Here is a 1236-nt window from a genome sequence, read left to right as displayed (position 1 = left end):
AGGAGGTTTCAATATTTTGATTTGCAATCCTATTAAAAGTAACGAAGATCGACCGTACGGATATCGCCTGAACAGGACCCCGCCTGCATGAAAGCGGTCAATCGGCTTCCATCCATGCATCGGACAATGAAGCGCATCCGGCATTGCTCATTCCGGAGTGCACCGATTCGGTGTGCCAGCACTAAATTGGTGATTATTTTGGATGAGCACTGAATTAGTGCGATAACCATACAAACCAATTACGAAATTAATGGGAAATGGTTGGCGAAGTTTACTAACTCGTTATTCGAGTAAGGCCTCCAAACTTTGTATTCAAGTATCAAATAAAGTTTGACGCCCGGATTTTTTCCTTGCTATCTTCTGCACCCAAGACGAACGGCCAGGCTGACATCAGCGTGTAACGAAGATCCAATCGTCATACGAGAAATGTGCCTGTGTCGACGCAGCTGACAATTGCCTGACCACGCTGGTGCGGGATAGACGCCGGATAGGGCGGCTATCCCGTTGCGGTTGAAACGATTCCTTGAAATTGAATAAACGGGATCCGAAATCGATACTTTCAATTCGGATTGCCAATTGAATTAAAAATGAAATTTCGAGTTGAGGCGGCGCCGGAACCGACCCGGTTCCGGCGCCGGCCATCATCGCGAAACTGGGCGATTCGCTTGGGGGAAGGATAGTGGGCATGAAAGTCGAAGAGCATCTGGTTGCTTCGAACAGCGGACTGGCCACGCTGGGCCGTCCGCGGGAATTCGGCAAGAAGCAGCAGAATCCGGTGCGCCGTTTCGGCGGCATCGCAGTCGTCCTCCTGTTGCATGCAGTGCTGATCTACGCATTGCTCAATGGCCTCGCGACCAAGGTCGTGCAGGTGATCCAGCATCCGATCGAAACCCGCATCATCGAGCCGGTGAAGCCGCCGCCGCCCCCGCCGATGCCGGTCGTCAAGCTTCCGCCGCCGAAGTTCGCGCCGCCGCCGCCGCCGTTCGTGCCGCCGCCTGAAGTGCCGGTGCAGGCACCCCCGCAGCAGGCGACCATCACGCACCAGTCGGCACCGGTGCCGTCCGCGCCGGCCGTGCAGGCGCCGGTCGTCGCACCGCCCGCGCCGGCCAAGCCGGTCAGTCACGAAGTGGGTGTCGTCTGCCCGAATTCGGACTCGATGCGCGCGTCGATGCAGTACCCGAAGGAGCGCAGGAAAACACATCACGGGTGACGTGACGATCGAGTTCGTCGTGGATG

Annotated in this window: 1 pseudogene; it reads left to right on the top strand. The window is 56.5% G+C overall.

The window, feature by feature from the left end:
• Positions 1-685 precede the first annotated feature (685 nt).
• Positions 686-1236, top strand: a pseudogene (locus JMF90_RS37665) (energy transducer TonB); the annotation flags it as partial.

The sequence above is a fragment of the Burkholderia sp. E168m23 genome, assembly GCF_016586125.1.
GTDB lineage: Bacteria > Pseudomonadota > Gammaproteobacteria > Burkholderiales > Burkholderiaceae > Burkholderia > Burkholderia orbicola.
The sequence above is the reverse complement of the archived record's forward strand: the minus strand, read 5'-3'. Positions and strand labels throughout refer to the sequence as shown.